This is a genomic window from Actinacidiphila epipremni (assembly GCF_012034175.1).
Classification (GTDB): domain Bacteria; phylum Actinomycetota; class Actinomycetes; order Streptomycetales; family Streptomycetaceae; genus Actinacidiphila; species Actinacidiphila epipremni.
Map to the genome: position 1 here is coordinate 1 of NZ_JAATEJ010000015.1, position 24,333 is coordinate 24,333.

17 protein-coding genes are annotated in these 24,333 nt (G+C 73.0%); 6 read left to right on the forward strand and 11 right to left on the reverse strand.

What is annotated here, in order from left to right; genetic code table 11:
• Positions 1–336: 336 nt before the first annotated feature.
• The 4 genes from HCN08_RS18620 to HCN08_RS36625 form a co-directional block, all read right to left on the reverse strand.
• Complete coding sequence (locus tag HCN08_RS18620; RefSeq protein ID WP_322974535.1) at positions 337–1,437, reverse strand: ABC transporter ATP-binding protein; 1,101 nt, start codon at positions 1,435–1,437, stop codon at positions 337–339.
• Positions 1,434–2,342, reverse strand: a complete 909-nt coding sequence (locus HCN08_RS18625) for an ABC transporter permease (protein WP_407648836.1) — start codon at positions 2,340–2,342, stop codon at positions 1,434–1,436. Before HCN08_RS18625 ends, HCN08_RS18620 begins: the two co-directional genes overlap by 4 nt.
• Complete coding sequence (modA, locus tag HCN08_RS18630; RefSeq protein ID WP_322974536.1) at positions 2,339–3,184, reverse strand: molybdate ABC transporter substrate-binding protein; 846 nt, start codon at positions 3,182–3,184, stop codon at positions 2,339–2,341. The genes HCN08_RS18625 and modA overlap by 4 nt, the downstream gene beginning before the upstream one ends.
• A gap of 266 nt (positions 3,185–3,450) precedes the next feature.
• Positions 3,451–6,933 (reverse strand): discoidin domain-containing protein, encoded by a 3,483-nt coding sequence (locus HCN08_RS36625; protein ID WP_167984272.1) that lies wholly within the window; start codon positions 6,931–6,933, stop codon positions 3,451–3,453.
• A gap of 337 nt (positions 6,934–7,270) precedes the next feature.
• On the opposite strand from HCN08_RS36625, the gene HCN08_RS18640 reads away from it, so the two are divergent.
• From HCN08_RS18640 to HCN08_RS18650, 3 genes are all read left to right on the forward strand, one after another.
• Positions 7,271–10,627 (forward strand): GH92 family glycosyl hydrolase, encoded by a 3,357-nt coding sequence (locus tag HCN08_RS18640; protein ID WP_322974538.1) that lies wholly within the window; start codon positions 7,271–7,273, stop codon positions 10,625–10,627.
• A gap of 204 nt (positions 10,628–10,831) precedes the next feature.
• Entirely contained in the window at positions 10,832–11,278 is a 447-nt protein-coding gene (locus HCN08_RS18645; protein WP_167984274.1) for a VOC family protein, read from the forward strand.
• A 103-nt stretch (positions 11,279–11,381) separates the two neighbouring features.
• Positions 11,382–12,272: a hypothetical protein gene (locus tag HCN08_RS18650; RefSeq protein WP_167984275.1), complete on the forward strand. Its 891-nt coding sequence runs from the start codon at positions 11,382–11,384 to the stop codon at positions 12,270–12,272.
• Positions 12,273–12,381: 109 nt separating this feature from the next.
• Here the strand turns inward: HCN08_RS18650 and HCN08_RS18655 are convergent, their stop codons facing one another.
• Entirely contained in the window at positions 12,382–12,984 is a 603-nt protein-coding gene (locus HCN08_RS18655; RefSeq protein ID WP_167984276.1) for a 3'-5' exonuclease, read from the reverse strand.
• A complete protein-coding gene (locus tag HCN08_RS36230; RefSeq protein ID WP_265738236.1) occupies positions 12,981–13,112 on the reverse strand; it encodes a hypothetical protein in 132 nt (43 codons plus the stop codon). Before HCN08_RS36230 ends, HCN08_RS18655 begins: the two co-directional genes overlap by 4 nt.
• Before the next feature lie 301 nt (positions 13,113–13,413).
• Here HCN08_RS36230 and rsgA point away from each other — a divergent pair, with 301 nt between their 5' ends.
• On the forward strand, positions 13,414–14,523 hold the full coding sequence (gene rsgA / locus HCN08_RS18660) for a ribosome small subunit-dependent GTPase A (protein ID WP_206318948.1): 1,110 nt from the start codon (positions 13,414–13,416) through the stop codon (positions 14,521–14,523).
• A 47-nt stretch (positions 14,524–14,570) separates the two neighbouring features.
• Here the strand turns inward: rsgA and HCN08_RS36235 are convergent, their stop codons facing one another.
• From HCN08_RS36235 to HCN08_RS18675, 4 genes are all read right to left on the reverse strand, one after another.
• Complete coding sequence (locus HCN08_RS36235) at positions 14,571–14,702, reverse strand: hypothetical protein (RefSeq protein ID WP_265738237.1); 132 nt, start codon at positions 14,700–14,702, stop codon at positions 14,571–14,573.
• A gap of 164 nt (positions 14,703–14,866) precedes the next feature.
• Positions 14,867–15,910, reverse strand: coding sequence for a LacI family DNA-binding transcriptional regulator (locus HCN08_RS18665; RefSeq protein WP_167984277.1), 1,044 nt, complete (start codon positions 15,908–15,910; stop codon positions 14,867–14,869).
• Positions 15,911–16,076: 166 nt separating this feature from the next.
• Positions 16,077–16,460, reverse strand: a complete 384-nt coding sequence (locus HCN08_RS18670; RefSeq protein WP_167984278.1) for a PPOX class F420-dependent oxidoreductase — start codon at positions 16,458–16,460, stop codon at positions 16,077–16,079.
• A 520-nt stretch (positions 16,461–16,980) separates the two neighbouring features.
• Positions 16,981–17,466, reverse strand: coding sequence for a DUF456 domain-containing protein (locus HCN08_RS18675; RefSeq protein WP_167984279.1), 486 nt, complete (start codon positions 17,464–17,466; stop codon positions 16,981–16,983).
• Positions 17,467–17,600: 134 nt separating this feature from the next.
• Between HCN08_RS18675 and HCN08_RS18680 the strand changes: the two genes are divergently transcribed.
• Together HCN08_RS18680 and HCN08_RS18685 are read left to right on the forward strand one after the other, a co-directional pair.
• Entirely contained in the window at positions 17,601–19,496 is a 1,896-nt protein-coding gene (locus HCN08_RS18680; protein WP_167984280.1) for a protein phosphatase 2C domain-containing protein, read from the forward strand.
• A gap of 61 nt (positions 19,497–19,557) precedes the next feature.
• The gene (locus HCN08_RS18685) at positions 19,558–21,300 is read left to right on the forward strand and encodes a pyruvate dehydrogenase (protein WP_167984281.1); all 1,743 of its coding nucleotides are present in this window, start codon (positions 19,558–19,560) and stop codon (positions 21,298–21,300) included.
• A 41-nt stretch (positions 21,301–21,341) separates the two neighbouring features.
• Here HCN08_RS18685 and HCN08_RS18690 read toward each other — a convergent pair whose 3' ends face one another.
• Positions 21,342–24,155 carry a fascin domain-containing protein gene (locus HCN08_RS18690; protein WP_167984282.1) on the reverse strand — a complete coding sequence of 938 codons (2,814 nt, stop codon included), beginning with the start codon at positions 24,153–24,155 and terminating at the stop codon, positions 21,342–21,344.
• Between the last annotated feature and the right edge of the window lie 178 nt (positions 24,156–24,333).

Genomic DNA, 24,333 nt, shown 5'->3' on the forward strand with positions numbered 1-24,333 from the left:
TGCTACGGGGCAGAGTTCGGCGAACGGGACTCGGTTGCAGATCTGGTCGTGCACGGGTGCCTCGAATCAGAGCTGGACGCTGCCTTCCGCCTAGCGGCGCCTGAAGGGCTGCTGCTTGCGGTCGCACGGCGGCCTCCCCGCCGCTGTGGCTGGTCGCGCAGTTCCCCGCGCCCCTGATGGGTTGCCCTCACGCGTGAGGGCCGGCTCTTGAGGGGCGCGGGGGCTGCTGTTGCGCTGCGGGTCGGCTCATCAGGGGCGCGGGGAACTGCGCGACCAGCCGAGACGGCGGGAAGGTCGCGGAACTCACCGCAAGGGGCAGCCCCGGGCGTCCGGGGGCTACAGGTATGTGCGGACCTGGGACGGGGCGATGGACGCCCAGAAGCGGGCCTTCGGGGTGATGCCGAGTTCGGCGACCGTCAGGGTCGCCGGTTCGGCGGTCACCGTGAAAGCACCGCGCTCCGTGGTGAGGGTGACGCGGATCGAGTCGCCGTGCGGCTCGAAGCCGGTCACCGTCACGGGCCACGCCGGCTCCTCCGGCGGCCTGGCCGCGCGCAGCGTCACCGCGCTGGGCGGGAACGCCGCGAAGGCCGGCCCCGCCAAGTGCTCCGCGGCGGGCAGGCTCAGGCCCGCCGCCATGTGCAGGGTGCCGCCCTCGGCGGTACCGCGCAGGAGGTTCAGGCCCACCAGGCGGGCGACGTAATCCGTGCGGGGCCGGCGGGCGACCTCCGCCGGGCTGCCCTCCTGCACGGGCCGGCCGGCCTCGACGACGAGGAGCCGGTCCGCCAGGACCATCGCGTCCAGCGGATCATGCGTGACCAGCACCGCGACCGCCTCGAACTCCGCGAGGTGCCGCCGCAGTTCGGCCCGTACGTCGAGCCGGGCCCCCGCGTCCAGCGCGGCGAGCGGCTCGTCCAGGAGCAGCAGCCGCGGGCTCGTGGCCAGCGCGCGGGCGAGCGCGACCCGCTGGGCCTGGCCGCCGGACAGCCGGCGCGGCTTCGCGCCCGCGTGCTCGGCCAGGCCCACCCGGGCCAGCAGGTCCGCCGCGAGGGCACGGGCCGCGGCCCGCGGCACCCCGTGGCAGCGCGGCCCGAAGGCGACGTTCTCCAGCGCGCTCAGATGCGGGAAGAGCAGGTAGTCCTGGAAGACCACCCCGACCGGCCGCCGCTCCGGCGCCGCCCGCACCCGCCGCGCGGGCTCCTCCAGCGTCTCGCCGTCCAGCCGCAGATGGCCCCCGGTGAGCGGCGCGAGCCCGGCGAGCGCCCGCAGCGCGGTGGTCTTGCCCGCCCCGTTCGGGCCGAGCAGCGCCAGCACCTGCCCGGGCCGTACGGCCAGCTCCACGTCGAGGGTGAAGCCGGCGCGTTCGACCACGAGCCGCGCGTCCAGCCCCTCCCCGCGCGCCGGCGCCCGCTTCGTACCCTCCGGGCCGGCGGACGTCACGCGACCGCCCCCGTCCACCGCTCGCGCAGGCCCACCAGCACCGCGAGCGACACCGCGAGCAGCACCAGGCTGAGGGCGATCGCCGCGGCCGGGTCGTCCTGGAGGGCGAGGTAGACCGCGAGCGGCATGGTCTGGGTGCGGCCGGGGAAGCTGCCGGCGAAGGTGATCGTCGCGCCGAACTCGCCGAGCGCCCGCGCCCACGCGAGCACCGCGCCGGCCGCCACGCCCGGCGCGATCATCGGCAGCGTCACCCGGCGGAAGGCGGTCAGCCGGGAGGCGCCGAGGGTCGCCGCGGCCTCCTCGTAGCGCGCGTCGGCGGCGCGCAGCGTGCCCTCGACGGTGATGACGAGGAAGGGCATCGCCACGAACGTCTCGGCGACGACGACGCCCGACGTGGTGAAGGGCAGCGTCACCCCGAAGGCGGAGTCCAGCCAGCGGCCCACCACGCCGTTGCGGCCCAGCGCCAGCAGCAGCGCCACACCGCCGACGACCGGCGGCAGCACGAGCGGCAGCGTCACCAGCGCCCGCACCAGCCGGCGGCCGGGGAAGGTGGTGCGGGCCAGCAGCCAGGCCAGCGGCACCCCGAAGACCAGCGACGCCGCCGTGGCCAGCGTCGCGGTCTGCAACGACAGCCGCAGCGCCTGCCAGACGGCCGCGCTGCCCAGCTGGTCCGGCATGCTCCGCCACGGCGCCCTGATCAGCAGCGCCACCAGCGGCAGCAGCAGGAACGCCAGCGCCAGCACCGCCGGCACCGCGAGCGCGATCGGCGCCCGGCCGGCGGACCGGCCGCGGGCCCGGCCGGCGCGACCCGAGCGCCCCGGCCGCCCGGGGCGCAGCCGCCGCACCCCGCCGCCCGGAGGTACCGCCAGGCGGTCCGGGGCGGCGGAGGGGCGTGCGGGCCTCACGGGTTGAGGAAGCCCGCGTCGCTCAGCACCTTCTGGCCCTCGGCGGACTTCACCAGCGCGATGAAGGCCTGCGCGCCCGCCGCGTTGGGGGCGTCCTTGAGGGCCACGATCGGGTAGTCGTTGATCGCGCCGGCCGACTCGGGGAACTGCACGCCGTCCACCTTGCCGCCCGCCGCCTTGACGTCGGTCTGGTAGACCACCGACGCGTCGACCTCCTTCAGCTCCACCTTCGTCAGCGCGGACTTCACGTCCTGCTCGTACGACACCGGGGTGAGCGTGAGGTTGCTGGCGGTGAGCGCCTTCTGCACGGCCGAGCCGCACGGCACGGTCTTCGCGCACAGCGCGACCTTCAGGCCGGACTTCGTCAGGTCCTTGAGCGTCGCGATGTGCTCGGGATTGCCCGGCAGCGTTGCGATCTCCAGCTGGTTGCGCACGAAGGTGGACGGGTCGCCCTGCCCGTCGCCGGCGTCGGTGACCGTCTTCATCGTGGCCGGGCTCGCGGCGGCGAAGACGTCGGCGGGCGCGCCGGAGGTGATGGAGGCGGCGAGCGTGTCGCTGCCGCCGAAGTTGAAGGTGACCTTCGTCCCCGGGTAGGCCGCCTCGAACTGCTGGCCCAGCGTGGTGAAGGTCTCCTTGAGCGAGGCCGCGGCGAAGACCGTGATGGTGCCGCTGACCTGCGGGGAAGCGCTCTCCGAGGTGGCCGCTCCGGACGTCCGGGAGGCGGCGGGCGCCGACGAGGAGTCGTCGTCGGAGGAAGAGGAGCATGCGGTGAGTGCCAGCAGCAGCGCGGCGCCGCCCACCGCGAGGGGCAGCGCGCGGCGTCGTGCGGAACGGGTGGTCACAGGGTGTCGTCCTCTCAGCCGCGGGGAGGGATCGCGGACACCACGATCATAGGCCCGCAGCTGCGAGGCGGAAGACGGCCCGGACATTGCAGAAACCATATGATCCGGCCCCCGCGGCTGGCGTGTGCCATCGGCACGCACCCGCCTCGGGGGCCGGGGGCCGGCCGCCGCTCCAGGGCCGGGACGAGCCCGGGAGCGACAGCCGGCGGTCAGTCGGCCGGCCCGTCAGGGCCGACCGGCCCGGTCAGCCGACCGGTACGGCCGGCTCAGCCGGCCGCCCAGCTGGTCAGCCCGGCGCCGTACGCGTAGAGCGGATTGCCGTACGTCGTCGGCACCGGCTGCCCGGCGTCGATCTTCGCCCGGATGTCAGCCCGCTCGGCGGCGGTCGCGCCGAGGTCGTACGGCAGGTCCCACGCCTCGTTCGCGTCGGCCTGGTTGTCGCCGCCGCCCGGCTTGAGCACCTGGTCGAGGCTGCGCGGCAGCTGCCACGGCAGGTGGCCGCGCGGGGTGTAGTCGCCGAACAGCAGGCTCGCCGTCGCGGGACCGACCTCCTCACCGCCGCGGTAGGTCACCACGATGGCGTCGGCCAGGTTGTTCCAGTCGCTGATCACGATGGGTCTCGGCAGCGTCAGCACGACCACCACCTTCAGGCCCTGGTTCTTGTACTGCTGGATCAGCGCCAGTTGGTCGGCCGGCAGGTACGGCTGGGTGTCCGGCCAGGCGGTCGCGTGGGTGTACGACGGCTCGCCGACGTACAGCACCGCGACCTTCGGGTTGGCCGCCGTGCCCTGCGCGACGTTCACCCCGTTCTGCGCCGCTCTCGCCTTGAGGGCGTCGAGCTGGTCCAGCGACCCGTAGTCCGGGTGGAAGTAGCTGGACCAGATGCAGCACGCCGCCCCGTCGGTCGCCCGGTCGCCGGCCACCACGATGTTGTCGCCGGAGTTGAGCTTCAGCGGCAGCACGCCGTCGTTCTTCAGCACGGTGTTGGACTCGCGCGAGGCCTGGTTGGCCAGCTGCACGTACGACGGCTGGTGGAAGCGGAACGGTCCGTTGACCGGGTCGCCGTACGGGTGCTCGAAGATGCCCAGCTCGAACTTGAGCGTGAGGATCCGCGCGACCGCGTCGTTGATCCGCGCCAGCGGCACGCTCTGCTCGAAGCTCGCCATCGTGAAGCCCACGGCGCCCGGGTCGGCGCCGCCCATCACGTCCGAGCCGGCGTTCGCCGCGTTGATCCACGAACCCGACGGCAGCCAGTCGGTGGTGATCAGACCGGTGTAACCCATGTTCTGCCGCAGGTAGGTGAGGATCTTCGCGCTGTCGCCCGCGCCAGGACCGCCCGGGTCGAGGTACGAACTGCCCGCGTAGCCCGGCATGATGTTGACCGCGCCGGCCTCCATCGCCGCCCGGAACGGGATCATGTGGTACTTGATCGTCGTCGCGTCGTAGACGATGCCGGCCTCACCGCCCGCGCCCTCGCCGGGCCAGTGCTTGACCGTGGCCAGCACCGACGACGGGTTGAGCTCGGGACCGCCCTGCAGCCCCGCGACCAGCGCCTTGAGCTGCGCCGCCGCGACGTCGGCGTTCTCGCCGCCGCCCTCCTGGATGCGCGGGTAGAGCACCTTGGTGCCCACCTCGGCGAGCGGCGACAGGGTGCCGCGCGCCCCGACCTCCAGCTCCTCCTTGCGCTGCATGTCGCCGAGCTTGTAGTCCAGCGGGTAGTCCTTGCCCGCCGACAGCGTGCTCTGCAGCGGATACGTCGTCTGGTAGCCGGCCGTGGTGTCGCCCGCCGAGACCGGCGGGATGCCGAGCCTGGTGGCGGCGGTCGACTTCAGTACGGTGTCCAGGTCCCCGGGCTGCGCGGGCCCGAAGTGCCAGCCCGACATCGGGTACGACTGCACGTTGTAGAACATCTGGTACGCCTTCTCCTCCAGCGTCATGCGGCTGAGAAGGTCGTTGACCCGGGTGGCGACCGGCTGCCGCCAGTCCTCGTACGGCTCGATCTGGCCGTCCTTGTTCAGGTCGCGGGCGCCGTTGATGACGTTGACGCCGTCCGCCACCTGCTCCACGTCCGGCAGGTAGACGCTGAACTGCCGGATGTTGGAAGTGGTCTTGGCCCCCGAACCGGAGACCGCCACCACGAACCACTTGTACGTCCAGCGGTCGGTGATGTCCCAACTGGGCGTGTACGTCGTGCCGGTGGGCTCGGCGACCTTGGTGTACAGGTCCAGCAGGTTGCCGGACGCCGTCCAGTCGTAGTCGGTGCGGCTGATGTTGAGCCACACCTCGTAGTGGGCGGTGCCGGAGACCGCGTTCCAACTCAGCTGCGGGCGGCGGGTGGTGGTGACCATCGCCTTGTCCGCGGGCGCGGCCAGCTGGAACTGGCCGGTCGTGGCGGGGGCCTTGGTCGGGCCCGACAGCAGCGGCGGGGTCGCGGTGGAGGTGTCGACCGTGCCGTAGACCTGGAACTCCCACAGGGAGTAGCCGTATCCGGTGGCGCGGGCGGTGCCGGTGAAGCGGACGTAGCGGCCCTTGCCGGTCACGGGCAGCTTCTCGATGCCGCCCTTGCCGGTCGTGGTCGCGTAGATCTGCGTCCAGGAGGTGGCGTTGTCGGAGACCTCGATGCGGTAGCCGGTGCCGTACGCCGCCTCCCAGTTGAGCACCAGGCCGCTGATGGTGCCGGTGCCGCCGAGGTCGATCTGCAGCCACTGGTCGTCGGTGGCCAGGCTCGACCAGCGGGTGGTGGTCCGGCCGTCGAGGGCGGCGGCCGGGGCGTTGCCGCCCTCGTAGGAGGACGCGGTGACCTGCTTGAAGGCGGAGATCACGGTGCCGGAGAAGTCACCGCCGCCGGGGTCGGTCGGCGGCGGGGTCGTCGTACCGCCGCCGCCGGTGGTGTGGACCTGGAACTCCCAGAGGGAGTAGCCGTATCCGGTGCCGCGCGCGGTGCCGTACATCCGCACGTAGCGGCCGGTGCCGTTGACGTTGAGCGTCTGGTTGCCGCCCGTGCCGGTGGTGGTGGAGTAGACGTCGGTCCAGGCGCTCGCGTTGTCCGAGACCTGGATCTTGAAGGCGGAGCCGTACGCCGTCTCCCAGTTGAGCACCACCTGGCAGATTGTGGCGCTCGCGCCGAGGTCGACCTGGAGCCACTGCGGGTCGCTCGCCGCGCTGGACCAGCGCGTGCCGTTGTCGCCGTCGACGGCCGCGGACGCCGGGGTGCCGGCGCCCTCGACCGAGGACGCCGTCGCGGTCCTGCCCTGCGCCGCGTTGGCCGTGCCGCACGCGCCGGGGCTGGTGCCGCCGGTGGTGCCGTAGACCTGGAACTCCCACAGGGAGTAGCCGTATCCGGTGGCGCGCGCGGTGCCGTACATCCGCACGTACCGGCCGGAAGCGTTTACGGGGACCGTCTGGACGCCGCCGGTGGCGGTGGTGGTGGAGTAGGCGTCGGTCCACGACGTGCCGTTGTCGGAGACCTGGATCTTGAACGCCGTGGCGTACGCCGTCTCCCAGTTGAGCGAGACGGAGCTGAGGGTCGCGCTCGTGCCGAGGTCGACCTGGAGCCACTGCGGGTCACTGGCCGCGCTGGACCAGCGCGTGCCGGTGTTGCCGTCGACCGCCGCGGAGGCCGGGGTGCCGGCGTTCTCGGTGGAGGAGGCGGTCGCGGTCTTGCCCTGCGACAGGAGGGTGGGCGCGGCGTGCGCGGTGCCGGTGGTCGCGGTCAGCGCCCCGGCCACCGCGACCACGGCCGCCACCATGGCGGTCAGTAAAGGTCTTTTGCGTCGGACGCCCCGCCGGAAGGGGGACAGGAGGCTCATATGCATCTCCATGGGGGGTTGGGCTTCGCAAAGAAGCTTGGAGAGCGCTCTCCCGGGGGAGTCTCACGCACCGCCTGTGAGCTGTCAATGGGCGTGACGGCGCCGGGACATGAACCCCCCTCAGCCGCACCGGGGGTCATGACCAGGTCTTGACAACGTTGTAACGCGCGGAGGAGCATCGCTTGGCGTTGGGATGACAACGTTGTCCATCCCGGCGGGTGCTCCGGCCCCTCCTGCCGGGGCGCCGCTCCTCCCCGAACGTCCGAAGGGCAGGAAAGTGTCAGTCAGATCCTCCTCACCCGGCGGAAGAACCCGTCTTCGGCACCGGGCCGTCGTCGCCGCGACCGCGGCGGTCGCCACTGTCGGCCTCGGCCTCGGCGCCCAGACCGCCGCCGCGACCTCCCCCGGATCCGCGCCGGCCGACCCGGCCTCGTACGTCAACCCGCTGATCGGCAGCTCGAACGCCGGCAACACCTACCCCGGCGCCGTCGTCCCGTTCGGCATGCTCGCCTGGAGCCCGCAGACCTCGACGGGCAACCAGTTCTCCACCCCCGCCCCCGGCGGCTACCGCTACGACGCCACCAGGATCCGCGGCTTCAGCCTCACCCACCTCAACGGCGTGGGCTGTTCGGGAGCCAACGGCGACATCCCGATCATGCCGTACGTCGGCGACGTGACGTCCTCGCCGAGCTCCGACACCCGCGACGCGGTCTACGCGAGCACCTTCTCGCACGCCAACGAGACCGCGCAGGCCGGCTACTACAAGGTCGGCCTCGACAGCGGCGCCACCGCCGAGCTCACCACCACCGCCCGCACCGGCACCGGCGAGTTCGGCTTCCCGGCCGGCAAGCCGGCCAGCATGCTGCTGCGCACGTCCAACTCCGAGAGCGGCAGCAGCGCGGCCACCGTGCACGTCGACGCCGCCACCCGCACGGTGACCGGCTCGGTCGACGCCGGCAACTTCTGCGGCCCGCAGAGCGCCAACAACCGGCACGACGTCTACACCCTGCACTTCACCGCCCACTTCGACCAGCCCTTCGCCTCGGTCGGCACCTGGACCGACGGCACACTGGCCCCCGGCGCCACCACCGCGAGCGGCGGCACCGGCTACAACAGCAGCGGCAACCCCACCTCCGGCAAGGGCTCCGGCGCCTACGTCACCTTCCCGGCCGGCACCCGCAACGTGCAGGTCAAGGTCGCCATCTCCTATGTGAGCGCCGCCGGCGCCGAGGCCAACCTGCGCAGCGAGAACCCGCCGCGGCGCTCCTTCAACTCCGTGCGCTCGGCGGCGAAGGCCGACTGGAACACGGCGCTGCGCCGTATCGCGGTGTCCGGCGGCACCGCCGACCAGTCCAGCACCTTCTACACCGCCCTCTACCACTCGATGCTGGAGCCCACCCTCACCAGCGACGTCGACGGGCGCTACCTCGGCGGCGACCGCGCGATCCACAAGCTCGCCAGGGGCCAGCACGCGCAGTACGGCACCTTCTCCGGCTGGGACCAATACCGCGCCCAGGTGCAGCTGCTGACACTGCTCCAGCCGCGGGTCGGCAGCGACTACGCCCAGTCCCTGTTCAACTACGCCACCCAGCGCGGCGGCGAATGGGACCGCTGGCTGCTGGAGAACGGCAAGACCAGCATCATGTCCGGCGACCCCTCGGACGCCGCGCTCGCCGGCATCTACGCCTTCGGCGGCCGGGACTTCGACGTCAAGGGCGCCCTCGCCTCACTTGCCAAGGCCGCGACCGTACCCACGGCCAACGACTCCGACAGCGCCGGCTGCAACGTCGAATGCGTCGGCCAGCGGCCCGCGTTGGACCAGTACCTGAAGCTCGGCTACGTCCCGTCCGACAACTGCCACTGCTGGGGCGGCGCCGCCGAGACCCTGGAGGACGCGGCGGCCGACTTCGGCCTGTCCGAACTCGCGGGCGCGGTCGGCAACAAGTCGGCGCAGAAGCTCTTCGCCGAGCGCAGCGGCAACTGGACGAACGTCTTCGACCCCGAGGCGACCGCGCAGGGCGGCTACATGCGCGACCGCAACTCCGACGGCTCCTGGGCCGGCGCCACCTTCAGCCCCAGCACCGGCAACGGCTTCGTCGAGGGCAGCAGCGCCCGCTACAGCTGGATGGTCTACTCCGACGTCGCCGGGCTCGCCCAGGCCATGGGCGGCAACGCCACCGCGATCCAGCGGCTCGACGGCTTCTTCCGCGCCCCCGACGGCAGCTTCGACTTCTCGGCCAAGGACCAGACGCGCTACGACCCGACCAACGAGCCGGACATCAACGCGCCCTACCTCTACGACTACTTCGGCGCGCCCTACAAGACGCAGGAGACCGTCCGCGCCGAGACCGACCAGCTGTGGACCAACACCCCCGGCGGCATCCCCGGCAACGACGACGCCGGCACCATGTCCTCCTGGTACGTCTTCTCCGCGCTCGGCCTCTACCCGCAGGTGCCCAGCCGCGCCGACCTGGTGCTCAGCACGCCGGTCTTCCCCAAGGCCGTGATCCGCACCGGCACCGGCCGCACCATCACCGTCAACGCCCCCAAGGCGTCGGCGAATAACATCTACATCCAGGGCCTGCGGGTCAACGGCCGCGCCACGGACAAGCCGTGGGTGCCGGCCTCCTTCACCACGCACGGCGGCACCCTCGACTACACCCTCGGCGCGACCCCCAACACCCGCTGGGGCAGCGCCACGAAGGACGCGCCGCCGTCCTTCCGCGACGGTGAGGCACCCTTCTTCGCGTCCGCCTCGCCCGCGGCGGTGAAGGTCGAGCCCGGCGGCACGGCGACGACCGCACTGAAGCTCACCAGCATCCAGGACGACAGGACCGCGGTGTCCTGGAGCGCGTCCGCCCCGGCGGGCATCACCGTCTCGCCCGCGCACGGCACGGTGACCGTGCCCAGGAGCGGCGCCACGAGCGCACCGCTGAAGGTCGCCGTCGCCGCCGACACCAAGTCCGGTGTCTACCGTGTGCCCTTCACCCTCACCGGCAAGCACGGGGCCGCCGCCCCGAAGGTGTGGCTGAGCGTCACCGTCGGCGTCAACGGCTCGGTCACCTGGTACGTCAACAGCAACGGCATCTCCGCGGACGACGCCAACCCGACCGCCAACTTCGACGGCGGCGGCTGGAGTTACTCCGCGAAGGCGCTGGCCGCCGCGGGCGCCACCCCGGGCGGCACGATCTCGGCCGGCGGCTTCGCCTTCACCTGGCCCGACGTCGCGCCGGGCGCCCCCGACAACATCGTGGTCGGCGGCGGCGACCAGGTCCTCGACGTGTCGAAGACCTCCGCCGGCGCGACGAAGCTGAGCCTGCTCGGCAGCGCCGCCTTCGGCGACACCACCGGCACGCTCACCCTCGCCTACACCGACGGCACCACCGAGCAGGCCCAGATCGGCTTCAGCGACTGGACCCTCGGCGGCGGCGGAAGCACCCCGTCCTTCGGCAACGTCATCGCCGTCCACACGCCGTACCGCGACGTGATGGGCGGCTCGACGGACCCGGTCGGCACGGACGTCTTCGCCACGGCCCCGATCACCTTGCAGGAGGGCAAGCAGCTCGCCTCCGTGACCCTCCCGGCCACGGTCCAGGGCGGCGACATGCACATCTTCGCCATCGCCACGGCCTGACCCCTACCGCTCCCTGCCGCCCGTCCCACGCCGCCCCGGCCCGTCCCTCGGCCCGGGGCGGCGTGCCCATGACCGGCGCCGGGCCGACGACTGCGCCGGACGGGTGGGGCGCGGGCCGGGGGCGGTGTGGTGCGCCGGCGGCGGCCACCGCCGGCGGCGAGGATGCGCGGGCAGTGGTGTTCCGGCGGAGAGGGCGGCGTACATATGAACGGCTTTCCGGCACCGCAGGAGGGGGCGCTGGTCGCGTTGTTCCTGACGGTGCGGGACGTGGCCCGGTCGCGGCGGTTCTACAGCGAGGTGCTGGGCGGCGAGGTGGTGCTGGAGGAGAACCCCTGCACCGTCAAGCTCGGCAACAGCTGGATCATCATGAACCCCGGCGGCGGACCGACGCCCGACAAGCCCGACGTGACGCTGGTCGCGCCGGACGACCCGCGCACCGCCTCCGCCTTCATGAACCTGCGGGTCGCCGACATCGACGCCAGCTACGCCGAGTGGACCGCCAAGGGCGCGGAATTCCTCACCCCGCCGATCGACCGCGAGGCCGAGATCCGCTGCTACATGCGAGACCCGGACGGCTACCTGATTGAGGTCGGCCAGGCCACCGGCATGCTGCGCGGCATCTTCGCCCGCACGGACCGCCCCGCGGGCTGACCCGCCGACCGCCCCGTTCTCGCCCGTACCGTCCCCGGCGGCCCTCCGGTACGGCAAGCTGGAGTGGCGCAGGCGGGGAGCCGGCCGTGACGGGGAGGGCGACGTGTGGGAGCACGAGCAGGCCGGGCCGGAGCGGGCCCGTACGGGAGAGCGCGTTCCCGACCCCTCGGCGCAGGAGCACGCGGGCCGGCCGCGGGCCGGCGCGGACACGGCACTGTCCTTGCAGCGCACGGTCGGCAACGCCGCCGTGGCGCGATGGCTCTCGGCCGGCGGCCGGGGCGCCGACGACCGTGTCGTGCAGCGCGACGACGCCGGCACCGCCCCCGGCACAGCCGAACAGGCGCCCGCCGACGAGGGGATGACGCCGGACACCTTCCAGTGGATGTTCGACCCCGACACCCTCGCCCAGGCGGTCGCCTCCGCCGGCGACTCCGACCTGGGAGCGGCCGACCTGGTCCCGGACCCGCCCCGTACGGCGGGCGACCAGGACGCGGTGCCCACCGCCCAGGCGCTGTCCCTCCAGCGCGACCCGCCGGCCGGCACCGGCCCCGACCCGAAGCAGACCAAGCCGGGCACCGCGGGCGACGGGCTCAAGGCCGTCCTCACGCTGCCCCAGGTCTTCCCCCAGCTCAAGCTGGGGCTCGGGCAGGTCAAGCAACTGGCCCTGACCGACTGGAAGACCCTGGTCCACGACCCCCTCGCCCTGTCGGTCTTCATCCCCGTGAGCGTGATGATCGCGGCCGGCACCATCGGCGGAATCGAGAGCAGTCCCGACGCGCGCCGTACGGTCAACCCGCTGATCTTCGGCAAGGACATCCCCGTCCCCGTACCCGACTCCGTACGGGGCGTGCAGCTCCCGGGCCTGTCCGTCAAGGTCCTGGGCACCGGCGCCGAGGCCAACGGGCTCGTGCTCACCCTCGACTTCGCCAAGGTCCTCGGCTGGAAGCCACCGACACCCTCCTCCCAGGAAGGCGCTGCCCGCGCCTACCAGTAGGGACTGCTGGTGATCCGGTTGCACCGACGGCGGTGGTCGCGCTCGGTGAGCGATGCCTGAACCGGCGGTACTGGCTTTCCCAATGGCGTTCCCGGCTGCTGGGTCCCCCTCACCACAAGGTGGGTGCTTCGTCGGGTTCGGCTGCGCCGGGGAGGCCGGGTGGGACGGCGGTCTTGGTGAGGTGGTCCCAGCTCGGGTAGTGCTGGGCCAGCGTCAGGAGGACGAGGGCGGTGGCGTGGGTGTCGTAGCGGGCGCGGTGCCGGTGGTCGGTGGCTTGGGTGAGGTCGGGGTCGAGGTGGTCGATGAGGGCGTCGAGGGTGTGGGAGGGCAGGTGGGGGAGAGTGGCGCGGGCGAGGCGGAGGGTGTCGATGACGCCGGCGGGTTGCCAGCCGGGGAGGTGGGCGGTCAGGGCGCGGTAGTCGACGTGGGCGTTGTGGGCGGCGATCCATGCGTGGCCGAGGGCGGTGCGGGCTTGGCCTGCGATGTCGTGCCAGGGCGGGCAGCGGGCCAGTCGCTCATTAGTCAGGCCGTGGACGCGGCTGGCGCGGGCGGTGACGGGGCGGGGCGGCCGTACGAGCCAGGAGCGCGCGGTGGTGAGGTCGGGCCGGCCGTCGCGCACGGGGAGTATGGCGACTTCCACGAGGTCCGGCGGATGGGTGCCGTTGCCTTCGACGTCGACGACGATCAGGGGCGGCCAGGTGGAGAAGTTCACGGTGCGAGTGTGCCGTCGTTCGTGGGCCAGCCGATGCCGGCGCGGCCGTGGCGGCGGTAGGGCAGCGGCAGACCGTGGGCGGTGTAGTGGTCGGCGACCTCCCGGCAGAAGAGCAGGCCGGTGAACACGGTGGCGTGGGCGTGAGCCAGGGCGGTGAGAGCGGGACGGCCCGGCCTGGGGCTCGTTAATTCGCTGGTGCTCGCCGACGGAAGAAGGTACGGTCCCTGGTGTTCGTACGGGCCCCTGTCCGCGGGGTCCCGTGTCGGCCGGATGTGGACGAGGAGGTGTGGACCGATGGCTGTCTTTGTGACGGGCGCTGCCCGGCTTCAGCAGATCGTGCCCCGCACTTCCGTGGTCTCCGGCTGACCTTCCTTCTTCCGCCGCGCGTTCGGCGCGTGCCGCCGGGGCCACCCTTCCGAAGGGTTCCCCTTGTCTTTCTCTTTTCGTGACGCTTCCTCGCACGCCCTCGTGCCCTACGGCTGGGACGACGTGTGGGAGGCGGACTTCGCCCCGTACGCCGCGCAAGGGCTCGTGCCCGGGCGGGTCGTGCGGGTGGACCGGGCGCTGTGCGACCTGGTCACCGCGGAGGGTCCTGTCCGGGCCGACACCGCGCTGGTCATGCCGCACGACCCCATGAAGGTGGTGTGCACCGGCGACTGGGCCGCCGTGGACGCCGCCGGCGACCCCCGGCTGGTACGGGCCCTGCTGCCGCGCCGCACCGCCTTCGTACGCTCCACGTCCTCCAAGCGCTCCGAGGGCCAGGTGCTGGCCGTCAACGTCGACCACGCCGTCGTCTGCGTCTCGCTCGCCGCCGACCTCGACCTCGGGCGGCTGGAGCGCTTCTTGTCGCTGGCCTGGGAGAGCGGGGCGCGGCCCCTGGTCGTACTGACCAAGGCCGACACCGTGCCGGACTGGACCCACCTGCGGGCCGACACCGAGGCCGCGGCGCCCGGTGTGCCCGTGCTGGTGGTCAGCGCGGCCACCGGGGACGGGCTCGACGCGCTCGCCGCCGAACTCGCGGGCGGCACCGCCGTGTTGCTCGGGCAGTCCGGCGCCGGCAAATCCACCCTCAGCAACGCCCTGGTCGGCAGCGAGGTCCAACTCGTCCAGGCCACCCGGGACGCCGACGGCAAGGGCCGGCACACCACCACGACCCGCGACATGCTGCCGCTGCCCGGCGGCGGCGTCATCGTCGACACCCCGGGGCTGCGCGGCGTCGGGCTGTGGGACGCGCAGGCCGGCGTCGGCCAGGTCTTCGCCGAGATCGAGCAACTCGCCGCGGACTGCCGCTTCCAGGACTGCGGCCACCAGTCGGAACCCGGCTGCGCGGTCCTCGAAGCCCTCGACGACGGCCGGCTCACCCACCGCCGCCTCGACAGCTACCGCAAGCTGCTGCGCGAGAACGCGTGGATCGCCTCACGCACCGACCAGCGGCTGCGCGCGGAGATGCGGCGCGAGTGGAAGCAGCGCTCGGCCGCGGGCCGCGAGATGTACGAGCGCAAGCGCGGCGGAGGTGGCGGCCACCGCAAACGCGCCTGACGGCCCGGGACTTGGCGCCTGGCTGCGCACAGCCGGGCGCCCCCCGCTCAGCCGGCGCCGCCGTCCCGCCCGTGGCGGCGGCGCACCGCGATGGGGCTGCCCGAGCTCCAGAAGGAGCCGATGACGACCCCCACCACCAGGACGACGATCACGACTCCGAGGATCACGGAGTAGGCCATGGCAGTCCTCCTCGCCTCACGGGGCGGTCTTCACCGCACCCTCACGTTTCGCTGCCTCACCGTGACCTTCCCGTTGCCCGGCGTTCCCAACCCACGGCACGGGCAAACGGTGTTCTGGTCCCCGGAGCCCAACGGACGTATGTGCGAGGTCAGATGACCCGGCGTCAGGCAGAAGCGCGCACCACGAGATGCGTCGGCGTGACGATCGGCGCGAGCACCACCGGGGCCTCCGGCCGGCCGGCCGGCTCCAGGGCGCGCAGCAGCAGCCGCGCCATCATCCGCCCCATCTCCTCGATGTCCTGCCGGATCGTGGTCAGCGGCGGGTCCGTCCACTCCGCGACCGAGACGATGTCGTCGAACCCGACCAGCGCCACGTCCTCCGGCACCCGCAGACCCCGCCGCCGCAGCACCCGCAACGCCCCCGACGCCATCACGTCGGACGCCGCGAAGACCGCGTCCAGGTCGGGCACCCGCTCCAGCAGCACGGTCATCGCCCGGGCGCCGCCCTCGGGCGTGAAGTCGCCCTCCGCGATCAGCGCCGGGTCCGTGCCGGGCAGCACGTCCCGGAAGCCGTCGAGCCGGTCGATCGAGGCGGTCTGGTCCAGCGGGCCGGCGATGTGCGCGATCCGCCGCCGCCCCAGCCCCAGCAGGTGCCGCACCGCGTCCCGCGCGCCGCCCCGGTTGTCGCAGTCCACGTACAACGTTGTCGGACCCGTCTCGCTGTCCGACCAGCCGGGCCGGCCGCCGATCACCGTCGCGACCCCCGCCTTGCGGGCCATCTCCGGCAGGGAGTTGTCGTCGTGCAGCGAGAAGATCAGCGCGCCGTCCACATGGCCGCCGGCCAGATACCGGCCCACCCGCTCGTAGTCCGCGGTGCCTTCGGTGAGCAGCAGCACCAACTGGTTGTCGTGGGCGGTGAGTTCCTTGCTGATACCGCGGACCTGCTGGGCGAAGAAGGGGTCGGCGAAGAAGCGGGTCTCCGGCTCGGCGACCACCACGGCGACCGCGCCGTTGCGCCGGGTCACCAGCGTGCGGGCGGCCTGGTTCGGCACATACCCCAGCTCGTCGACAGCCGCCCGCACCCGCTCGGCCAGCGGCGCCCGGACGCCCTCACTGCCGTTGACCACCCGCGAGACGGTGGCCCGCGAGACCCCGGCCCGTGCCGCGACTTCCTCGAGAGTCGGGCGGGCGAACGTCGGGTCGGACACGGGGAGGGCTCCTTCGAACGCGGATAACACAAAATCCCGGGATCAGGTACGGACACCGACAGCGTAACGGGTCACCCGGCGTGTGTGAGAGCGCTCTCTTATTTCACAGCGTGAGCTTTGTCCTGGCCAGGACGGGTCGCCCGGCGGCGCGGGCGGGGTGACGCCGTCAGGCGTCCAGGCCCCAGCTGATGATGGCGTACGGCGTGATGCGGATGAGCTCCGGGCTCATCTGCGGGCCGTGGTCGTGCGGGCCGACGATCTGCTCGGCGGTGCCGCGGATCTCCACGCCGCGCACTTTCCAGGGCTTGAGGCTCGCGATGTCGTCGACGACGAGCGAGACGTACGGGTTGGCGGCGATGTTGCGCCACTTCTTGGTGGTGGCCAGGGCGTAGCCGCCGATCTCGACGGTGCTGTCGGGCCGCAGGAAGAACCCGACGGGGTTGGCCTGCGGCCGGCCCTTGGCGTCGACCGTCGCGAGCCGGCCGAGGCGCTGGGTGCGCAGGTAGCCGAGCTCGTCGTCATTGAGCGTGGTGCGTGCGGATGAGGTCATGATCCTCAGCGTGCCACCCCGCCGTCACGCTCGCATCGGGCCTTGGGCTCAGGGGGCGTACGTCTTGCGGCGGAGCCGGGTGCCGTCCTGGCGGGGGCGCGGGCTGTGCGGTGGGGTGCCGGGCGGCGCCACTCCGGGGGTACCTCCTCGGACTGCGCACATTGACCTGCATCCGCATCCGGTACCGCCCTGTCGTGCGCAGTCCTGCGGGGGCACCCCCGGATCGTCCCCGCCCTCCTGTCCGCCGGCGGCTCCCCGTTCGTCGCCGGTTGAGGTGGGCAGACCAGCCCGCCGTGACCGGTCCGCCCTTGCTGGTCGCAGGGCGGCCGGACCGGAACCAGGCGATGGGGAAAGCCGCCGGCGGACGTACGGGAGGGGGTGATCCGGGGGGTGCCCCCGCAGGACTGCGCACGACAAGGCGGTACCGGATGCGGATGCAGGTCATGGTGCGCAGTCCGAGGAGGTACCCCCCGGAGTGCCCCCGACCACCCCACCCACCGGCGGAACGCGCCCCCCGCCGCTAGGACGCGAGGACCGCGGAGAGCCAGGTGCCGGCGACGAGGAGGCAGGCGAGGAGCTCGGTCAGGACGGAGTTGCCGACCGCGCGCATGGCCGTACGGGTGGCCGTCCAGGCGGTGCGGTGGCCGCCGCCGAGGCGGATGCGCTCCGTGACGTAGAGGAAGCCCACGAAGCCGAGGATCGCGCCGAGGACGGGGAGGAGGAAGAAGCCGGCGATCGCGGTCGCGCCGGCGTCGACGACCGTGCGCCAGGTGACGCCGCTGTCGCGGATCCGGCGGTTGGGGAGCAGCCGCAGCACGACCTGCACGCACGCCAGGAGGGCGGTCGCGCCGGCCAGCACGCCCCACGTCAGGGTCGTGTGCTCGGACGTGGCCCACCACAGCACCGCCGCCCAGCACAGCAGGGTCCCGGGCACGCCGGGGACGGGTACGCACACCAGGCCGAGCAGTAGCACCAGGCCGATCAGCCCCGTCTGTGCGGTCCCCATGCCCCTACCCTGCCGGATACGCCGCGTTCCCGCCGCTCACGCGGTCCGCCCGGGCGCGGAGTGGTGCGGGTGGGGCGGGAGGTGGCGCGGCGTTTCCACGTTTCCCGGCGGTCCGGGCGGTGGACAATAAGGGCATGAGCCAGCAGGGGGACCCGCACGAGCGCCAAGAGGACGACTGGTGGCGGCAGTTGTACGACGACGACGCCGGCGCCGCTGCCTCGTCCGCGCCGCCCGACTCGATCGACGCGCACTTCGACTCGGCCCTGACGGCGATGTCCCCGCCGCCCCCGGCGCCCTCGGCCGCCGACACCCTGCGGCTGCGCCGGCCGAGCCCCCCGCCGCCCCCGCCCTCCTGGCCGCGCCCGACCCGGGTGCCGGTGGAGCCCGTCCTCCCGGAGGAGGAGCCGGCGCCGGAGGAGCCCGCCGCGGAGGAGCCCGCCGCCGAAGAGCCCGACGCGGCGGAACCCGCGCCGGAGGCGCTCGCGCCGTGGGACGTGTGGGCCGCGCGGCCGATGTTCCCCTCGGGGGACGACGATGACGACGACGGCGACGAGGACCGTGCGGACGGTACGGAGGAGGCCGGCGACGAGGTGCCGCGCTCCTGGCCGGTGTGGTCGCCGCGGCCCGGCGTCGCGCAGGCCCGCGCGGAGGAGGCCCCGGCGGCGGAAGAGGCCGCCGCGGAAGAGCCCGTCGCGGAGGAGCCGGCGGAGCCCGCCGTGGAGCCCGACCCCGGCCCCGAGCCCCACCGTGGGCCAGCCCCCGAGCCCCGCTCCGAGCCCGACCCCGACCCCGGAAGCCCTCCGGAGGAGCTGGGCTCGCGGGGGTGGGCCGACGCGCCGCCCGCCGCCGCGGAGCCGTGGGCGCCGGAGCCGGCGGCGGGGTGGCCGGTGCCGCGTGGGGGTGAGCGGCAGGAGAGTGCGCCGCTCGCCGGGGCGGACGTCACGCTGCGGCCCGCCGAGCCCTGGTCGTCACCGCCGCCCGAGCGCGGCCCGTACGCGCCGCCGGCCACCTCGCCCGTACCGACCGACGCGAACCCGTACCGCCGCTACGTCACCCCCGGCGCGCCCGCCGAGGAGGAGCCGGCGGAGCCGCCCGGGCAGCCGGCGGAGCCGACCGGGTTCGCGGAGGGCGGTGTGCGGTGGGCGCCGGAGCTGCCGCCCGGGTGGGTCGCGGCGGAAGAGGGGGAGCCGGCGGCGGTCGTGGTCGGCGGCGGGCCGCCGACGTACGCGGCGGAGCCGACCGCCTTGCCGGAGGCGGATCCGGAGGGGCTGGACGGCCTCGTGCCGGACACCGTGCTCGACGGCGCCCAATACGGCGTGCTCACCCTGCGGACGGTGAGCGTGCGCGGGGACTCCGCGCGCTACCGCGGCCAGCCCCGCAGGGACGCGCTGCTCACCGCCCGCTTCGGCGCGGGCGACGACGCGCTGCTGCTGGTCGCGATGGCCAGCGGCGCCCGCGCGGCGGACGACGCGCACCGGGCCGCGCAGGACGCGGTGCGGTGGATCGCCGGCGCGGTCGGGCGCAGCAGGGAGCGGCTCGCGGAGGATCTGCGGGCCGAGCGGCGCGGCTCGCTGAAGTCGGGCCTGCACCGGCTGACCGACCGCTGCTACGGGCGGCTGCGGGCCCGTGGCGAGGACCTGGGCCTGGAGGACGGCGCGTACACCGCGTCGCTGCGCTGCCTGCTGCTGCCGGCGGACCCCGGATGCCGGATACGGCTCTTCTTCGGGCTGGGCGACGGCGGCCTGTTCCGGGTCCGGGAGGGCGCCTGGCAGGATCTGGACCTCGCGCCCGACGACCCGGGGTCCCCGTTCCGCTTCCGGGCGACGGTCGCCCAGCCGGGTGACGCCCTGCTGATGTGCAGCGCGGGCCTGGCCGAGCCGCTGCGCGGCGAGCCGCAGCTGGCCGGGCGGCTGGCGGAGCGCTGGAGCGAGGGCCGGGTGCCGGGCCTGGCGGCGTATCTCGCCGACGTCCAGACCCGCGTCAAGGGCTACGCCGACGACCGTACGGCGGTGACCGTCTGGGACGCCTGACCCGCGCCCGCGGCCGGCCGCTCCGGATGCGTACGCGCGGCGGCCGTGCGGAGATGGGTGCATGGCCAAGCAGAACGTGGCGGAGCAGTTCGTCGACATCCTCGTGCGCGCGGGCGTGCAGCGGCTCTACGGCGTGGTGGGCGACAGCCTCAACCCGGTCGTGGACGCCGTGCGCCGCACCCGCGCCCTCGAATGGGTGCACGTGCGGCACGAGGAGACCGCCGCCTTCGCCGCCGGCGCCGAGGCGCAGCTGACCGGCCGGCTCGCCGCGTGCGCCGGGTCGTGCGGCCCGGGCAATCTGCACCTGATCAACGGGCTGTTCGACGCCCACCGCTCCATGGCGCCGGTGCTGGCGCTCGCCTCGCACATCCCCAGCAGCGAGATCGGCACCAGCTACTTCCAGGAGACGCACCCCGACCGGCTGTTCGCGGAGTGCAGCCACTACAGCGAGCTGATCTCCAGCGCCGCCCAGATGCCGCGCGTGCTCCAGACCGCGATCCAGCACGCGGTGGGCCGCGGCGGTGTCGCCGTGATCACCCTGCCCGGCGACATCGCCGCCCATCCGGCGCCGCAGCGCAGCATCGAGCACGCCCTGGTCACCCGGCGCCCCACGGTCCGCCCGAGCGACGCCGAGATCGACGCGCTGGCCCGGCTGGTGGACGGCGCCCGCCGGGTCACGCTGTTCTGCGGCAGCGGTACGGCGGGCGCGCACGACGAGGTGATGGCGTTCGCCGAACGCGTCAAGTCCCCGGTGGGGCACGCACTGCGCGGCAAGGAGTGGATCCAGTTCGACAACAGGTTCGACGTCGGCATGAGCGGCCTGCTCGGCTACGGGGCGGCGTACGAGGCGATGCACGAGTGCGACCTGCTGGTGCTGCTGGGCACCGACTTCCCGTACAACGCCTTCCTGCCCGACGACGTGGCCATCGTGCAGGTGGACGTGCGGCCGGAGAACCTGGGGCGTCGCTCCAAGCTGGACCTCGCGGTGTGGGGCGACGTCGGCGAGACGCTGCGCTGCCTGACGCCGAAGGTGCGGGAGAAGACCGACCGGCGGTTCCTGGACAAGATGCTCAAGAAGCACGCCGACGCGCTGGAGGGCGTCGTCAAGGCGTACACCCGCAAGGTCGACCGGCATGTGCCGATCCACCCGGAGTATGTGGCCTCGGTGCTGGACGAGGAGGCCGACGACGACGCGGTCTTCACCGTCGACACGGGCATGTGCAATGTGTGGGCGGCGCGCTATCTGACGCCCAACGGCCGCCGCCGGGTGATCGGTTCGTTCTCGCACGGCTCGATGGCCAACGCGCTGCCGCAGGCGATCGGCGCGCAGTTCCTGGACCGGCGCCGCCAGGTGGTGTCGATGTCCGGCGACGGCGGGTTCAGCATGCTGATGGGCGACTTCCTGACCCTCGTGCAGTACGACCTGCCGGTGAAGATCGTGCTGTTCAACAACTCCTCCCTGGGCATGGTGGAGTTGGAGATGATGGTCGAGGGCCTGCCGGCGTACGGCACCACCAACCGCAACCCGGACTTCGCGGCGGTGGCGCGGGCGGCGGGCGCGTACGGCGTGCGGGTGGAGAAGCCCAAGGAGCTGCGCTCGGCGCTGCGGGACGCCTTCAAGCACAAGGGCCCGGCGCTGGTGGACGTGGTCACCGATCCGCATGCGCTGTCGCTGCCGCCGAAGATCACCGGCGAGCAGATCGGCGGCTTCGCGCTGTCGGTCGGCAAGGTGGTGCTGGACGGCGGTGTCGGCAAGATGGTGCAGATGGCCCGCTCGAACCTGCGCAACGTGCCGCGCCCGTAGCGCAGGAGCCGGGCGCGGCACGTTGCCGTCGGGAGGGGCGGTCAGTCGTTGATCAGGTCGAACTCCTCCCAGGGGCCGATCGCCGTGCGGTTGGCGATGAGCGCCTGCGCGCCCGCGGACTCGGCGGTCACGTAGTCGCCGTTGACGCGTGCCTTGAGGCTGACGCTGCCGTCGCCGTTGTGGATGAGCTGGAACTGCTCCCATGTGCCGACCGCGTCCACCTTGGCGAGCAGCGGTGCGGCGCCGGCGTTGTCGGCGGTGACGTACTTGTTGTTGGCGTGGGCGCGCAGCGCGATGTAGCCGCCGCCCGCGTCGATCTGGTCGAACTGCTCCCACTGCCCGATCGCGGTGCGGTTGGCGATCAGCGGTGAGGCGCCGGCGTCCTCGGCGGTGACGTAGTCGCCGTTGGCGTGCGCCCGCAGGCTGATGACGCTGCCCGTACCGGGGTTGGAGCCGCCGTTGCCGTCAAGTCCGATCTGGACGTTGCCCAGGTGCTTGGCGGAGGTGGCGGGGGAGCCGCCGACCTGCGCGTACGGCAGCGAACTGGTCGGGGTGGCGGTGCGCTCGACGAGGTACGACTGGCCCGAGGAGACGGGTACGTTGACGGTGCCCGCCGTGGTGGAGGCCACCACGACCGCGCCGGACGAGCCGTTCACGACCCGGATCGCCTGGCCGGGCCAGGGGTTGCGTACGCGCATGGTCTGCGACGACCCGGCCTGGATGGCGACCGTGACCGGGGTGCCGCCCTGCACCTGCACATCGACCTTGGTGTTGCCCTGCACCGACACCGTGCCGCTGACGTCCCAGCCGGCCGGCCACGCGGGCGCGATCCGCAGCAGGCCGTCGTAGTCCTGCACCAGCGCCTCGTTCAGCGCGGTCGCGACGCCCGACATCTGCTCGATGTACGCTTCCGTGCCGACCGTGTTGCCCAGGTCCGCAAGGCCGTTGATGTAGACCTGGTGGCCCTGCGTGATGGACACCAGCTTCTGCGCGACCTGGTCGGCCAGGCCCAGCCGGGCCGCGTCGATCGCGTCCATGCTCCAGTCGTTGCCGCCGGTCACCGGCCGGTGGTTGTAGGTGCGCACGCCCAGGTCGTGCAGCGCGCCCGGCTCGTCGGTGATGAGGTTGTACGGCCACACCGGCTCCAGGCCGATGTTCTCGCTGTTCCTGATCTGCGCGGTGGGCTGGTAGGAGTCCGCGATCATGTCATTGCCCTGCGCGTCGGCGGACGGCGGCAGCACCTGCGTGCGGCCGTAGTCCGTACGCGCCCAGTCCGGTATCTGGCCCTGCGCGGTGGTGAGTTGGTTGATCAGCGAGGTGTCGCCGGTGTTGAGCAGCTGGGCCGCCTTGATCACCGCCGGGAAGAGCGCCGCGTCCGCCGCGAGGTCGGTGGTCGGGTCCTGCACCGCCCACTGCGTCTCGTGCGCGTTGGCGACCGCGTGCAGCTTCCCGTCCGAGCCGACCTTCTGGTAGGCGAGCAGGAAGACCGCGGAGTCCTTCATCAACGGGTAGTACGTCCGCAGGAAGTTGAGGTCACCGGTGTCCTGGTACTGCTGCCAGACGTAGAGGCTGATCTCGGCGCCCGAGGTGACGTTCAGGGCGTTCCAGTTGGGGCTGCCGGGGATGCTGCACGCCGCGTTGGCGCCGGCGCCCGGGTCGCCGCCGTTGCCGTTGAAGCGCATGACCTCGGGCACACAGGCGCCGGGCAGGCCGCCCATCTGCTGCTTGGTCCACGCCTCGATGCCGGACAGGCTGTTCTGGTAGAGGTTGAAGATCGGGATGTTGAGGGCGAAGTTGCCCGACGACATGTTCGCCGAGATCTGCGTGCGCAGGTTCCACAGCCAGGTCGCCGAGGGCGTCCAGTTCTGGTGGTCCTGGCCGAAGTTGAACATGTCGGCGACGCCGGCCTGGCTGCCCGGGATGGTGCCGCGCATCGAGGCGGCCTCCATGAACAGGTAGATGGTGCGCAGCGACTCCATGTACTGCGCCTGCCCGTCGGAGGAGTTGGCCTCCAGGATGCCGGTGTTGGCCCAGTAGTTGGCCCACCAGGACTGCTGCGAGCCCAGCAGCGACGACTCGGCGGCGGTCGCGTCGGAGCCGAGCAGGTTCGAGGCGGTGCTGCCGGCGTTGCCGCCGGTCCAGGTGGGGGAGCCGACGATGACGCGGTACGAACCGTCGGTGTTCGGCGTGAAGTTGACCTTCACCTGGGTGCTGTTGACCACCTGGGCCGAGACGTTGCGGCCACCGGCCGACAGTGCGGCGAGCGAGCCGAAGGTGCGGCCGGAGTGGCCGGCCTCCTGGTTGTCCACCCAGGTCTCGGCGAGGGTGCCGATCGCGCCGGACGCCGCGGCCTGGGGGCTGCGGCCCGACCACAGGCTGACGGTGGCGGACTGGGCGGCGTTGGGATCGGCGCCGGTGACGTCGACGACCAGCTCGTCCTTGGTGGCCGACACCCACGCCTTGAGGGTCATGCCGCCGCCGGTCTCGGTGAGCACCCCGGTGTAGAGGTCGAGGGTGCCCTTGAAGTCCGAGGCGCCGGTGAGCTTGGACAGGCCCGGGATCTGCACCTGACCGGGCGACTTGCGGCCCGGCAGCGTGTCGGCCCGGTTCAGCTGCGCGGTGAAGCCGCCGGCGGCCCAGGCGGCGACGCCGAGCGAGCCGTTGCCGAGCGGCAGCGACTGCGCGGCCTGCGCGTTGGGCGCGCCCAGCACGATGTCGGAGCGGCGTACCACGTTGGGGGTGTCCACGTGGTAACTGCCGTTCTGCCACGCGGTGGTGGCGGTCGCGGCCGTGGCGGGTGTGGGGGAGACGGCGGGCACCAGCAGACCGGCCGCGAGCAGCGCGGTCGCGGCCATGGCTGGTGGTCGGATCATTCGGCGTCGGCCGAAAGTGTGGGGCTTCCGGTTCACGAGCGGTTCCTCCTGAGGCAACAGGACGGGTGGCACAGGCGCAACATCCACGAAACACCGGGGATGAATGGGCCACACAGTGGCGGCAGGTGCGGGCCATGTCAAGACTTCGACCCGCTATACA

Bases quoted from the DNA above. Each gene is read 5' to 3' on its own strand.
- HCN08_RS18675 (WP_167984279.1), bottom strand. From the start codon at position 17,466: ATGGGGACCGCACAGACGGGGCTGATCGGCCTGGTGCTACTGCTCGGC.
- HCN08_RS18680 (WP_167984280.1), top strand. From the start codon at position 17,601: ATGAGCCAGCAGGGGGACCCGCACGAGCGCCAAGAGGACGACTGGTGG.
- HCN08_RS18690 (WP_167984282.1), bottom strand. From the start codon at position 24,155: ATGGCCGCGACCGCGCTGCTCGCGGCCGGTCTGCTGGTGCCCGCCGTC.
- HCN08_RS18645 (WP_167984274.1), top strand. From the start codon at position 10,832: ATGAACGGCTTTCCGGCACCGCAGGAGGGGGCGCTGGTCGCGTTGTTC.
- HCN08_RS36625 (WP_167984272.1), bottom strand. From the start codon at position 6,933: ATGGTGGCGGCCGTGGTCGCGGTGGCCGGGGCGCTGACCGCGACCACC.
- HCN08_RS36235 (WP_265738237.1), bottom strand. From the start codon at position 14,702: ATGGCCTACTCCGTGATCCTCGGAGTCGTGATCGTCGTCCTGGTGGTG.
- HCN08_RS18685 (WP_167984281.1), top strand. From the start codon at position 19,558: ATGGCCAAGCAGAACGTGGCGGAGCAGTTCGTCGACATCCTCGTGCGC.
- HCN08_RS18670 (WP_167984278.1), bottom strand. From the start codon at position 16,460: ATGACCTCATCCGCACGCACCACGCTCAATGACGACGAGCTCGGCTAC.